12 protein-coding genes are annotated in these 13,635 nt (G+C 49.3%); 1 reads left to right on the top strand and 11 read right to left on the bottom strand.

Features of this window, described 5'->3' with window-relative positions:
- Positions 1 to 13: 13 nt before the first annotated feature.
- From gspK to ACXX82_RS22690, 10 genes are all read right to left on the bottom strand, one after another.
- Positions 14 to 1,009, bottom strand: a complete 996-nt coding sequence (gene gspK, locus ACXX82_RS22735) for a type II secretion system minor pseudopilin GspK (RefSeq protein ID WP_322238631.1) — start codon at positions 1,007 to 1,009, stop codon at positions 14 to 16.
- On the bottom strand, positions 1,006 to 1,707 hold the full coding sequence (locus tag ACXX82_RS22730) for a PulJ/GspJ family protein (RefSeq protein WP_458563755.1): 702 nt from the start codon (positions 1,705 to 1,707) through the stop codon (positions 1,006 to 1,008). Before ACXX82_RS22730 ends, gspK begins: the two co-directional genes overlap by 4 nt.
- A complete protein-coding gene (gene gspI, locus ACXX82_RS22725; RefSeq protein ID WP_323507060.1) occupies positions 1,697 to 2,083 on the bottom strand; it encodes a type II secretion system minor pseudopilin GspI in 387 nt (128 codons plus the stop codon). The genes ACXX82_RS22730 and gspI overlap by 11 nt, the downstream gene beginning before the upstream one ends.
- The gene (locus ACXX82_RS22720) at positions 2,084 to 2,590 is read right to left on the bottom strand and encodes a GspH/FimT family pseudopilin (RefSeq protein ID WP_323507059.1); all 507 of its coding nucleotides are present in this window, start codon (positions 2,588 to 2,590) and stop codon (positions 2,084 to 2,086) included.
- A complete protein-coding gene (gene gspG / locus ACXX82_RS22715; protein ID WP_322238627.1) occupies positions 2,562 to 3,029 on the bottom strand; it encodes a type II secretion system major pseudopilin GspG in 468 nt (155 codons plus the stop codon). The genes ACXX82_RS22720 and gspG overlap by 29 nt, the downstream gene beginning before the upstream one ends.
- 21 nt (positions 3,030 to 3,050) lie before the next feature.
- Positions 3,051 to 4,190, bottom strand: a complete 1,140-nt coding sequence (locus ACXX82_RS22710) for a HupE/UreJ family protein (RefSeq protein ID WP_458563754.1) — start codon at positions 4,188 to 4,190, stop codon at positions 3,051 to 3,053.
- 1 nt (position 4,191) lies between these two features.
- Positions 4,192 to 5,370: a tetratricopeptide repeat protein gene (locus tag ACXX82_RS22705; protein WP_323507057.1), complete on the bottom strand. Its 1,179-nt coding sequence runs from the start codon at positions 5,368 to 5,370 to the stop codon at positions 4,192 to 4,194.
- Positions 5,371 to 5,529: 159 nt separating this feature from the next.
- On the bottom strand, positions 5,530 to 5,796 hold the full coding sequence (locus ACXX82_RS22700; RefSeq protein WP_322238623.1) for a hypothetical protein: 267 nt from the start codon (positions 5,794 to 5,796) through the stop codon (positions 5,530 to 5,532).
- Positions 5,797 to 5,805: 9 nt separating this feature from the next.
- Positions 5,806 to 7,296, bottom strand: a complete 1,491-nt coding sequence (locus tag ACXX82_RS22695; RefSeq protein WP_322238622.1) for a DUF4331 domain-containing protein — start codon at positions 7,294 to 7,296, stop codon at positions 5,806 to 5,808.
- Between the two features lie 632 nt (positions 7,297 to 7,928).
- Positions 7,929 to 8,258: a hypothetical protein gene (locus ACXX82_RS22690; RefSeq protein ID WP_458563753.1), complete on the bottom strand. Its 330-nt coding sequence runs from the start codon at positions 8,256 to 8,258 to the stop codon at positions 7,929 to 7,931.
- Between the two features lie 674 nt (positions 8,259 to 8,932).
- On the opposite strand from ACXX82_RS22690, the gene ovoA reads away from it, so the two are divergent.
- The gene (ovoA, locus tag ACXX82_RS22685) at positions 8,933 to 11,068 is read left to right on the top strand and encodes a 5-histidylcysteine sulfoxide synthase (protein WP_458563752.1); all 2,136 of its coding nucleotides are present in this window, start codon (positions 8,933 to 8,935) and stop codon (positions 11,066 to 11,068) included.
- Between the two features lie 193 nt (positions 11,069 to 11,261).
- On the opposite strand, the gene ACXX82_RS22680 is transcribed toward ovoA, so the two are convergent.
- A complete protein-coding gene (locus ACXX82_RS22680) occupies positions 11,262 to 13,415 on the bottom strand; it encodes a TonB-dependent receptor family protein (RefSeq protein ID WP_458563751.1) in 2,154 nt (717 codons plus the stop codon).
- Positions 13,416 to 13,635: the final 220 nt, after the last annotated feature.

The following is a 13,635-nucleotide window of genomic DNA, read 5'->3' as shown; positions in this document are numbered from 1 at the left end:
AACTGATAACCCTTCATTGTTCTCTGATCCACAAAATGCTGCTGCCGCTACGATTATTGGTGCGCTGTATCAGCGATACCGTTTTGAGTACAGCGCGGCCCATGCGAATCTTGCTACTGACGAAGAAAAAATTACTGGAAACGCCAACGTTGGCAGTCAAAGAGGATTGCGTGGAAAACAGTTGTGTCATTCGCTCCAACACTTGTTGTACGTCTACAAACGGTGCATTCCGTCGGCTAGCAACCAGCGTTTGGGCGTCCGCCAAGGTTAGTTTTCCTAAGCACGCCGCCAGTACTTCTGCCGGAGCGGTATTGACATTTACCGGAGTCGGAACCGGTAGCACTACGACAAACTCCTTCATTTGAAGAAGCATTTCCAGCGTAAAGTTGGGTAAAGACAATAAATCGTCAGTTTGCATGATCGGAAGAGTCGCGTCCCTGGAGTGGAGCGTTTGTTGCCCCGATGCTGCCACGGGTATGAGGATTGGTTGCCCGGCGGCGATAGCCTGCGCCACAACCGTGGCCACACTGACAGGAACATGCAGGTTCTCCAGAAGGCGTTTGAAAACTGCCAGCTCATCGGGATTAACGACGCCATTGGCGCTGAGGTTATTCAGGTTGTAGCGTGATTGAGCGTCGATAATGTTACCGGAAAGGACGGTATCTCCAGCATCGCCAGCAGAATCGACACCGGATCGTCCGTCATCGAGATACTGTTCAAGGCGCGTATCCGCCAGTGGTGTAGCCCATGGCTGGTTTAAATGATCTACAAGGGATTGCCGCCCGCCCGTACGTAAAACCAAACTGGCCCAATCCATCGCGCCACGCATTACCCACATTTTCTGAAGCTGCATGCGCTGGTTGTCAAGGGAGCGTATCTGCACTTGCTGTTGCCAGAACAGGTTGGCTACGATGGTGACTGCCAAGGTTGTCAACAACAAAGCTGTTACCACCGCTATGCCGCGCTGCGAAAAACGGGAGGAAAATGGGCGCGGGGCAGATACTCTCATGTCGCGCCTAACAAGAAAATTTTGATCATGTTGCTATCACGTCCGCGCGGCTGTAAGGCGACTTCAAGCCCAGTCCATCGGTTGGCACCTGGCCTGACGTCCAGACTAGCTCCTCCGGATGAGTCGGGTTGGCGCCATCCTAATCCGTCGCTTCCCCATAATCGAAGCTGCATAGTCGCGACATTCGATTGCAAAACCACCATCTGCGTGTTCGGTGATAAGTTATCTGTATCATTGCTTGAGTCGTTAAGCGTGGTCTGCCACATCGCATCAAGCGCGTTTAAATCGCGGGTTGCAACCGATTCTTGGCGCGTGAGTACACCATTGCGTAAGTGGTAATCAACGATTTGAACATGGCTTGGTTGCTGATCAGAAAATACCAATCGCACTAGTAAGAAGCGATTTTGGGCTACCAGCAAGGTAGGCCGGGCCAATAGCAAACTACCGGGTGCGAGCAGCGCACAGTCGTTTTGTAGCTGCGCAAAGGTCAATTGCATGGCACGCGTTTGTTCCATTTCGGCGGTCAGCGCAACGCGGGCGCGCACAATACCATCCAGTCCTCGCCAGCCAAGAACAGCAACTAGCGCCAAAATGGTAATCGCGATGATGAGTTCCACTAGTGTGAAGCCACGCGCAACGGATCGCGGATTGCACGATTTGATAGCGAGATTGCCCCCCTTAACCCGCCTATTGCCCATTAGGTACCACCTGCGTCAAATTGACGATGCGGCGCTCCTGATCGGCAGCATCAAATACCGATACCTCAACCCGTCGGAAATACGGGTTCGGCGTACCTGATACATGCTGTTTGCATAGCAGTTGCCATGCTCCTTGCGCACAATTAAAGGTACTATCGCCGATCGAAGGCCATTCATGACCCAGACGCAGTTGTGTCATTTTGTTTTCCGCCGACCAGGTTGCCATCATGGCAGCCCGCAAGCCATTGCTATTTTGCGTCAGGCTACCGACGGCACGCAGACTCGCGCCAAGCGCCGTGGCGACAATGACCAATGCCACCAAGACTTCCAAAAGGGTAAATCCCTCTTTAAAGCTAAGCACGCGTAGAGTGGACATTTATTCCACCCAAAAATGACCGATGCCGTCAGCGCGAATCACAACGCTGATTTCACCGCTAACAAAAGTCAACGTAAAAGGCTTGTCTACCGGCTCGCGCCCAAATGCAATACGGACCGAGGGTCCAGCGTCAGTTGCCGGTGGCTTCATTGATAGATGCATGGGTGTATGTTTGAATGCACGTTCGCGCAGCACATCATCCTGCGTGAGCAATTGCCACCCACTTTCTTCCTTTATCAGAAAGCGATAGCTATTACTATCAGCTTCGAACGCTGTGGCTTGATTACGCAAAATAGCCTCCTCCCGTGTTAACTGTAAAAGCAGCGCAATCCGTTGTGCATCGTGTTCCATCACCTGATAGTCGCTTTGGAAAACATTTGGCGATACTAGTCCCAACGTGATACCGGCAATCACCACCACAACCAGCAACTCCAGCAACGTGAATCCTTTGCGCAGATTGCGGTTCGTTCTCCCCGCATTACAGATCCCAAGAGCCAATATCGGCATCGTTACCCTCCCCACCGGGATGACCATCAGCACCATATGAGAACACGTCAATTTCGCCTTTGATACCGGGCGACAAGTATTGATACGGATTACCCCAAGGATCTTTGGGCAGCTTATCGATATAGCCGTTGGTTTTCCAACCGTTTGCAACAGGGCCACTAGTTGGTTTGGTAATCAAGGCTTGCAAGCCTTGTTCGGTGGTCGGATAACGCTGGTTGTCGAGCTTGTACAGTTTCAGCGATGACATCAATGTTGCGATATCGGAGCGCGCAGCCATCACGCGCGCATCGTCGGTCCGGCCCATTAATTTGGGTACCACCAACGCAGCAAGAATGCCCATGATCACGACGACTACCATTATTTCAATCAACGTAAAACCTCGCTGCGTGTCAGAGCGAGGGAAATCCTTACATGGCAACTGCGCTTTTGGATTATGCATTTTGTACGCTCCCATTGCTTCCTATGCAGAAACTGTAAAGATTCTCAGGTCAAATAAGCGCTCTACTAACCAGACCGTAGCAATCAACACGATAAGACTGGAGCCGAAAGAAAAAACGGCGCTTCGATAAAACATCGTTCTGCGAATGGCATAGGCCAACGGCAAAAATACCGAGACAATGGCAAGCTGCCCGATCTCAACACCAAGGTTAAACCCGACTAATGCCAACAACAAGGATGACTGAGGAAGCCCCAGATCGGTCAGCACACTAGCGAAGCCAAAGCCGTGAATCAATCCGAACGCAAACGCCACCATCCATCGCCTCCCCTGAAACAACGGGAACAGATTGTTAAGTGCGGCCAAAACAACCGATGCCGCAATCGCTGATTCGACCCACCGTGACGGCAGTGATATCACCTGCAAGGTCGCCAATGTAAGCGTCATCGAATGTGCCAGTGTAAAAGCGGTAACGATTTTAAGTACATCGATAAACGACGCTTTGAAGCTATCGGATGGGCGACGCTCCTTGTCGCCGAGTTGAAGCACCGCGGGTAACAAAAGCGATAACAAAAACAGGATGTGATCGAATCCTTTCCAGATGTGCCAGATGCCCGTTATCAGATAGTCTTCAAATTGTGCGAGCTTGCTTGCCTCTCGCAACACCAACGTCTGATGCGGCGTCCCCGGAGAAAAAATGGCGGTTGAGTTTTGACCGCCAGATTGCAGGTTCAGCAAGCCGCGGTGCTGTGGATCGATGTCAAACAGAAGGCGATAATCAACATCAAGTTTTTCAATCTGCGCGCTACAACTCGCGGTAAAACGTAACACTGAATAAGCGCCATCGCTGTGGTTATCGACTAACTGCAGGCCGCTCGTAATGGGGCATTTGGTGCCAGCATTGGAAAGCGTCAGATGTCCCAACGCATAGGCAGCAATGTCGCGTTGATGGGCACGGATTTCACCCCATGTCAGTTCACCGTTGCCGTCCTGGTCCAGACCGATGGCAAAATCGAGATCACGAAGCGCGATGTCCCACTGGCCTTCGACGGACTTATCACTCACCTTTAAGGTGAGATAGCTGTCACTTGGCTTGTGGGCGTGGACAGGAACGGAAAGCAATCCCGTCGCGGCCAGCAGGAAGATAGTGAGGAGGCGCCTCATCTCATGACCCCGCAATGACTTGGGCTGCGAGCGCGTTGATGACTTGATCTTCAAGCCGGGTCTTTTTTAGCCAATCCAGCACTGGTTCAGCGGCAGCCTTATTATTCGCAGCAAGCGCAGCCTCCAGAAAAACGCGCACGTCGGCTGGCTCCTTTTGAATCGCCCAATTACGCTGCGCCAGTTGTAATGCTGATGGAGCGCGATGCATCAACTGCAATTCAAAACGTGACTGTTCGCGTTGATGGACGGTGTCCATACGCAACATGGCTGCAGCAAAACGGGAATCGAGCACTGCAATCTGATCGGCTGCGGCGTGATTGCCCGTCGACTGTAAAGCCAGTGTGTAGCGCAGTAACAAAGCGTCGACGCGCGTTTTATCTTTGAGCAGAGGGATCACGTCGGCTGCACGCTTCTGATCCAATAAAAAATCTGCGTATGCGCCTAACAAATAACTATCAGCATCGTCATACGTCAACGCCGTTTTAAAATACTCCTCAGCCTCACGAGACTCTCCGAGTCGCACTGCCATTTCGGCAAGCAAAGTAACCACCCAAATTCTAATACCAGGGTCCACTTCTGTCGCGTGATCAAGCGCCGATTTCAACCTCACATAACTTTGACGAGCCTGTCCACTCAAACTGGAAACATTCGATAAGCAAGTAATCGTAATCAGCACTGGCGCTATTTCACGCAGCTCATTGCAACTCTGGGTGGCACGCGCATAGTCGCCCATCACCTGCAGCACAGTGGCCCGCGTGATCCAAGCCTGTGCATTGCGCGGATCAGCCTTCACTACCGCGTCAAGATCAAGCAGCGACGCAGGGAACTGATGTGTGCTTTGTAGTAATGTGGCACGCATGACACGCACTTCAGTCGGTGGACTGGCCTTGTCATACCAAGGTGCCAGCGCCGCTTGGGCGTAACCGAGATAGCGTGGATCTCCCTCTACGCGCGACTGACTTATGTAGCGGCGGGCAAGCGTGAGCGCCAGTGACATATCACCGGGTGATGCTGCCAGACGACTACGCAAGGCACGAAATTCAATCTGCGACGGGGCAGTACGTCGCGGCAAATATTCAATCACTTCCGCGTCGCTAACGGGGATATGCGGCGCGCAAAAAGCCGGAAACGAAAAGGCTGAAAATAACAATGCCGCCACCAGGGCGTTGAATGATGTCATGGATATTCACGTCGCACAAAAGACCTTCAGACACAGTTCGTTGGCGTCGTTGCGACGGCAAACTAGAAACCGCAGACGCCGTGGAGGGTCATTGCGGCAGGTCATCAAGACCTAACGCAATAATCATCCAAAGTGCCTGCGGGCTTTAGGTGAAAGCCATTACGTAAGCGGCAGAGGAGCGGTATTATTCGGCGTTGTAGCCGTAATCGAATCGATGGAAACCGGCTCGGTGACATCGGACGTTGTTGCAATAATCCCGTTGACGCTATCGATGAAGGCGTCCTGCGAAGCCACAGGTTCAGCGGTATTATTCGAACCGGTGCGATCAAATGGCGTTTGGTTATCCCCACCACCACCGCAACCGCCCAAGAGCACGGATAGAACCAGCGCTGACCCGAGACCCATCATGCACTTTTTGGTGATCATGTTGGCTCCTCAATTATTGCCCGGCAGGGGCGTGTTGAGATACGGGAACACCGCTTGGAAAGTTGTCGCATCATTGCGTACGCCGTCGGTAAATGCCAGGCCGCCAGCCGCTGCGTCACTCGGTTTACATCCAACACCCAAGGTATCGGTCGCCCCGGTGAGCACACACAATGCGCCCATTGCCACGCGTACGGATAGATCAACGACATCATCCCCAGGACGACGACCATTTGGGAACCCGGCGTTGTCTCCACCAGCTACACCAAGCGCATTTTGAGTGGCTTGAGGTGTTGGCGCAATAGTAGTGTTTAAGCGTAACATTTCGCTGGCTTTGACATTCGCCGGCTGGTTAACGCCTTTGATACCGGTCAAGAACGCTGCCACCAGATCGGTTCGCGGAAAGTTGGTAGGCGCTGGAGCAGACGGAAATAACGTCTGTATGAGCGCAGGAAGCGACGGATTTGTGACGTAAGCAGCAAACTGTGTATCAGCGGAAGGTCTGGATGCATTAAAACGATCCTTATCGTCCAATCCAATCACCACTTCGTTGACCAATGGCATTCCCAGCCTCGACACTTGCGCCCATGGGCCGCCTTCCTTCACAGCGTTGTTGTTTCCAGATGCTGGTTTAGGATTGATCAACCGGCCTTGGCGGACGCTTGCAGTAGTAAAGCCACCGATGACCGGCTCAGTACCATTAGTTAAGCATGAAATCGGCACTTCCAAACTGAGTGAGCTAATGTTCTTGGCAGCAAGATTGTTGGTGTTGCCGGTTTCAGGCCCTAAAGGATTGAGGTTGAATAAGTCAAATATCTTACCGACGGCGATGTAGAAAGATTCCTTACGCTGCCCCACGAAGAGCCGTCCATTGCCACATCCAGGGATCGCCACGTTATAAATATGCTGGTTCGCATAAGTTGCATAACCTGTCGTGCTGCCGAATGATTTGTCACCTATATTGTCGACCGGTTTATCAAAGACGTTGGAACCGTTAGCCGTGTTGGTGACTGAACTCACGGTACCAACACGGCGGTCGCCACGCACTATGTCGACGGTGTACGTTTCACGAACATTTAAGGCAGGTGGATTAACACCGCTGATGACACCCGAATTGATGAGCGGAATAAGAGTGGGTTGCCCCCCGACAGTCAATGCGGTACGTTTTGAAGTATTCGTAAATTTAAAGCGGAAGGTAATATTTTCCTTGTTCCCACCATCATTAACAACGCTGATTTCATATAGCGCATTGGCGTCAAATTGGTAGAAATTTGGCCCACCCTGTGGATCTTGAAACGGAATGTAATTGGCTACCAGAGTGACATAGTCCTGACGGCCCGGCTCGTAACTTCGAAACATATAGAAGTCGGTGCCGTCGACCTTCGGCTGACCACTGATAAATGGCGCCTCGCGGTGACTTGAAGCGGCAGCTGAGAAACAGGTGATTGCACTAATTGAGCCGAAGACGACTGCCGCGGCTTTTCTGCTCAGGAATGCTTGCATGACATGATCCAATCGTTAGTAATGGTGATGGGGACATGAGGCTCGTATTGGGGGCTTTGAAGTGGTTCGCAGTCACAGAAAAGTGAAAGCCGAACGCAGGTTACGTTTCTAATATAGGCGGCAGACTAAGCGCGGTCAAGATAAATGTTGTCATTTTTACTTCAACTTTAATTCCCTTTATTTTGGTGCAAAGGGCATTTATTTCTATGCACTCTTTCTTGCCGGTTATTCCATTGCCCATGGGTACGTGTTTAAACCCAAACCTGTTTGGGCAATTGACCTGTCAATGTGGCTGCCGACGTCATAGTGACTGTCTGGTCTTTGTTCATGGCGACGAGAAATAAAAAGCAGGACTGAAAAGTTGTGTTAACAATGGTAAGCCAGCGGGAAGGGTTGCATGGGATCGCAGAACGGTATGAGAGCGGAGTTGAGCCGACCATTAAGAATTCGACTTTCAACATACCGGCCATTTTCAGAAAATAATTCACAATCATATCCACCATCACAAAAAATATACGATAGCGCGTCCTTTTGATTGTAGAGCATGATGGCCAGCTTCAACCCGTCGAAGTTGCGGTATTCGAAGACCAGATATTACGACAGCGAATCAAAGACGTACTCGCAAATTGGCTTCATACCTTCGCCCGACGGCTTAACCATGCGTGAAGAATACTCACCGGGAAAAGTGGAATGAGGCGAAGGAGAGAGGTTTTGCCGCGTCCATTGCGACCGGAAATGTGCGTATCGTTATCCACGCAGGTGGATCGAGCGCGCTTCTTGACGTAGAAATTGACAACGATAACGCGCTCCGGCTCATACCTAATGACCGAAGATGGATGAATGGTTGATCCTCCGCAGCCTCCGTCTGGAATGGCTTTCTGAAGCATTACCTGGCCTTCAACGGAGGCTGCTGGTTCATCAATTTGAACATCGATCGGACCATCGTGGTTTTCAAACGGCATACCTACTCCTTAAAGTACAACCGTCACCAGTGCAAAATAAACAGTGCTAAGGCTAACAATATTGCCTTGTCAGCAAAAATTGTAACCGCGCCAACGTCAATCATAGGCGTTGAAGTTAATTTGTTCACCGCCCGTCCCCACATCGACCGTAGATTGCCAAATTAGGAGGCAAGGATTATAAATCGCGATCGCTGCCGTCAAGTCGTACAAACTTTTAAAGTGTTTCTGATAAGCGCCTAAAACCGATGACGAATGCAGATCGCGACAGTTGTCTGGCTTTTCACGCCAGGCACGAACAGGTCTGTTGAAGCGAGGTTAAAAGCACAAAAAAAAGTGGCTTTGATTTACCGATATTCATTTGAAGGACGAATCACATAGGACACCCGTATCTAGCCGCTTGAAGGAAAATGTAAATAGTTTTTTGGCTTTATCAAGGGAGGTATTTAATGCTTAAGTGATCAACTAATTCTCTAAAAAGTAGTCGTGTTTTTGACGGCTGCATCTATTCCTTTCGTGCCATTTTTTTCTTTATTTGCTCTTGACAACCACTACTTTTAATTCCAATATGTAATTTCCTTAAGGAAATATTTTTGTTTGGATGCTGGTTTCCATGGCTCCTTGTTTGAAAGGGGTTCCTCCATGTCGTATTCAACTCAACTAAACTTTCCGACATAATGACTCTTCCGCAGCCCACGCGTACCGTCCTTTTAAACCACTCAAATTCGGAACAAAAACGCGCTGAAATCCTCGCCTATTTCACTCAGACATTTGATCTTTACGAATCGTTATTCAACTGTTTATCGGACGAGCGGGCTTGGTACAACAAGGCAATTAATTTACGACACCCGTTAATTTTTTATTTTGGTCATACCGCTGCATTTTTCATTAATAAGTTATTGGCAGCCCATCTGATCAATGAGCGTATTGACCCAAAAATTGAGGCGATGGTTGCTATTGGCGTGGATGAAATGAGTTGGGATGATTTGAATGAGCAGCATTATGACTGGCCGTCAATTATGCAGATGCGGGCATATCGCATCAAAGTACGCGCTAAAGTCATACAACTTATTACGCACATAAAGATTGCCTCACCGATAGACAGGGATAGTGCAGTCTGGGTTCTATTGATGGGCATAGAACATGAGAGAATTCACCTGGAAACCTCTTCTGTATTGATACGCCAATTGTCACTGGCGTATGTGTCTACCGATTTCAGTTGGCCCATCTGTCCTCACGCAAGCCATATCTTAGGCCAGGCACCGATTAACAGCCTGATCGACATACCGGCACAATCCATATCTATAGGAAAATTAAGCAGCGATGCTACTTATGGCTGGGATAATGAATACGGGCAACGCAACATAGCCGTTGCCGATTTTCAGGTTAGTCAGTTCCTGGTGAGTAACGAAGAATTTTTAGCTTTTGTGCTGAATGGCGCCTATCAAGAAAAATCTTACTGGAGTGATGAGGGCTGGAATTGGTGTCGTTATAGCGGCGTCAGCATGCCGACATTTTGGGTCGGCGACATTAAGCAAACCACACGTCTCAAATTAAGGCTTATGTTGGAGGAAGTTCCAATGCCATGGAACTGGCCTGTCGAAGTTAATCAATATGAAGCTGCCGCTTTTTGCGCATGGAAGGCAGCATTCACCGGGTTACCTATTCAACTTCCAAGCGAAATGGAATGGAAAGTTTTACGTGAGCGCATTGCCGGCGACCAGCCTGATTGGGTCTCGGCTCCGGGAAATGTAAACTTGGAACACTGGGCATCGCCATGTCCTGTTGATCAGTTTCCGCAAGATGAGTTTTACGATGTAATTGGCAATGTGTGGCAGTGGACCAGTACTGCGACTGATGGCCTGCAGGGATTTAAAATACATCCTTTATATGATGATTTTTCAGTGCCCACATTTGATGGGAAACATATTCTAATAAAAGGCGGAAGCTGGATTTCGACCGGCAATCTTGGATTGCGCTCTGCGCGATATGCCTTTCGGCGTCATTTTTTTCAACATGCAGGATTTCGTTATGTCACCTCTCACTATCAGGAAAAGTTACCGATGAATCCTTATGAAACAGATTCAGCAGTTGCGCAATACCTGGATTTTCACTATGGCCCCGAATATTTCGGGGTTGCCAATTTTTCAAAAAAACTCGCTGATATTTCTGCAATGCTTTGTGAGAAAAAACATCGCGCCTTAGATATTGGTTGCGCCGTTGGGCGTTCCGCTCTGGAGCTTGCAAGGCATTTTTCTCATGTGGACGGTGTCGATTATTCGGCCCGTTTCATCGACGTTGCCATAGCGCTCATCAAACATGATCGTGTGCGGTATGAAGTGCCGATAGAAGGAGAGTTGTTTGAGTATCGAGAAGTTTGCCTGAGCGAGCTGGAGTTAAATGCAGAACAGGCCATCAAGGTCAATTTCAGTCAGGGTGATGCCTGTAACCTGAGCAAAAAATATTGTGACTATGACCTCGTGTTAGCAGCTAATTTGATTGACCGTTTAGTAGAGCCTGCAGCATTTCTTGTGGATATAGGAACGCGCATACGTCCCGGAGGGCTACTACTGTTGACCTCGCCTTACACTTGGCTGGAGGAACACACGCCAAAATCGAACTGGTTGGGCGGATTTCGAGAAAATGGGGAAGCCGTGACCACCTATCAAGCGCTTAAACGTATCCTGGCTACTATGTTTGACGAGGTGCAAGCGCCTCAGGACATTGATTTTGTAATCAGGGAAACATCCAGAAAATATCAACATACGCAGGCTCAGCTTACTATCTGGCGCCGCAAGATGATGCCGAAGTAAAAGACATTCAGTTAATCCGGAATAAATATACGTTACCAAGCCGTACCCATGGCGGACTGACCATCGTCACAAAGATTAGCTTTTGTGGCGGCGACTAGTCATGGATACCAGCCATGCGGTTTAAACCGCATGGCACCGAGTTGGCAATCAGTGTCAACTCGGTACCAATCAGAGTTCTAAAATTGTAAGAAACTCAGAATCGATAGCTCGCATTGACGCCCGCTAACCAATTGCGTCCAGGAGCGCTTTCATAAAACTGACTATTGGCTTGATTAACAATCACAGATCCAACGTATGCGTGGTCGAACACATTGTCGACACGCGCAAATTCGGTGAATGCCCATTTTCCCAGTGTCTGTCGTACAACCGCGCGCAGGTTCATCAAACTATATCCGCCTGCGTAGGCCTTATTTAGATCGTTTGCGGCCATGCTACCTGCCGCCCTTCCCTCCACCGCAAACTCAAGCGAATTGTCGGGTTTACGCCAAACCAGCTCGGCAAATAACCCTTGATTCGGTACGCCCGGAATACGATTGCCCCGTGCGACGTTATAAGAAGTCGTCACATTATTGCTGGCATTGGTAATGTTTTCTGTGTACGACTGCGCAACCTTGGCGTCCAGCAACGTGTAGGCGACATTTGCTTGCAAGTGATACGGCAGTTGAAACTCTGTACTCAGCTCTAGTCCATCACGCGTTGTTTTTGGCGCATTCATATAGGATGTTTTGCCGCCGTTGCTTGCCGCAATCACGATGTCGTCGGTGGTATCAGCGTGAAACAGAGCGATTTTTACCTGTGCGCTGTTAGAAATTTGGCTCTTGTATCCAATTTCGATCTGCTTGGTCTTGGCGGCGTTGATACCAATGTTGCCGGTATTCGTGCCACCAGAATTGACATAGCCCGGACTATAGATGATCTGATTGAGTGTCGGTGTATCAAAGCCGGAGCCATAAGACACATACACGTTTGCATTTTCCTGAACGTAATATTGCGCCGAAACCATACCGGTTACTGCTTGATAGGTATGCGAACCCAATGAGGCCAAATTGTTGTTGCTGTTTGCACTTAAGGTAATTTGCGATTGCCGTAAACCAGCGGTAAATGCCAAGCGATCGGTAGGACGTAATTCACCTTGCAAATAGAAGTCAAGATTACGCGCCTCCATTGAATAATCCTGATCTGTCGCCGCAATTTTCTCCTGACCTGCGATATTGGAAAACGTTAAACGGTGATCCCTGTTTTCGTTACCATCCACGCCAACGACTATTTTAAGAGGCATGCCGCCAATATTTTCCGAATGCAACCACTTGCTGTCCATACCAAAAAAATCGCGCTTTAGATTGATGACGCCATTTACCGTTGAGGCAAGATATTGGGTGGTTTTGCGCTCGCCGCCATAAGGTGTAAAAGTGAGCGAGTCGGTTGCACTGATGCGCTGATCCACCGTCACGCCGACTTGGGTCTGATCAACACTTTTGCGGGTGTTAAATGCTGCCGCTCCGATTCCTGCTCCGCGCGGATTTGCTTGTAATTGGGCGGCAGTTAATCCTAATGGATCAAGCGCAGTCAAATGCACCCTGTTAGCCACTACCGTCACCGTCGTATCCGGCGTCAGTGTAAAGCGCAGCTTCGCATTTTCATTATTCCTATCGGCAGCGCTATGATCGCGATAACCGTCTGTATGAAGCGCACCAGCATCCACAAGATAATTAAGACCGTTTTCATCGCCATCGATTTTGACGCCGTACTTGCGCTGTCCGAACGATCCCATCGAAAAATAGGGCATCACTTCCGCTCCCGGCTTTCCATTTTCTGAGAAGACGTTGATAACGCCGCCTGCGGAATTGCCGTACAAAACAGAAAACGGACCACGCATGACTTCAATATGATCGGCAGAAGCCAGATCAATATGTGAAATCTGGCCCTGCCCGTCAGCCGCCGTTCCAGGAATACCATCGACAAATATTTTGATGCCACGCGCACCGAAAGCTGAATTAGCACCAAAACCTCTTGAAGAAATCAATAGATCCTGCGCATAGTTTTGGCGATTCAGCGCAAAAATGCCGGGCGCGCGCGCCAGCGGTTCTGACATATTTTGTTCAGCAGTACCATCGTGAATCTGACGAGAATTCACCACATCAATTGACGCAGCTGTGTCCATGACGCGCTGTTCAGTCCGACTAGCTGACACTACGACTTCCTTAAGTGGTTGAGATGTATCGTCGGCAGCCATACTCACGGAGCTCAATGTGCTGAGCACGCCAAGCGCAGCCAACACATATGGGGAAGTTTTCGATCTTTTTTTAAAATTGGGGAATGCGGCAGAGGCAGGGAAAAGCAAAAACATTTTGCATACTCTTTAGGGAAGCATCTGCCGGAAATGCCATCGCAATCGTCAGAGGATGCTTCAGCGCTGCCAACACATGTACAACAATCAGAATCAAAAAAATGAACACCATCACTTTTTGGATAATCATGAACATATTTCGTAACTTCGGATTTTGCCACGGAACGATCAATTTCCGCATAAAGTTTTTTAATTATTCGATGTAATCGGCATATTGTGT

The organism is Glaciimonas sp. GNP009 (genome assembly GCF_054343755.1).
The sequence above is the reverse complement of the archived record's forward strand: the minus strand, read 5'-3'. Positions and strand labels throughout refer to the sequence as shown.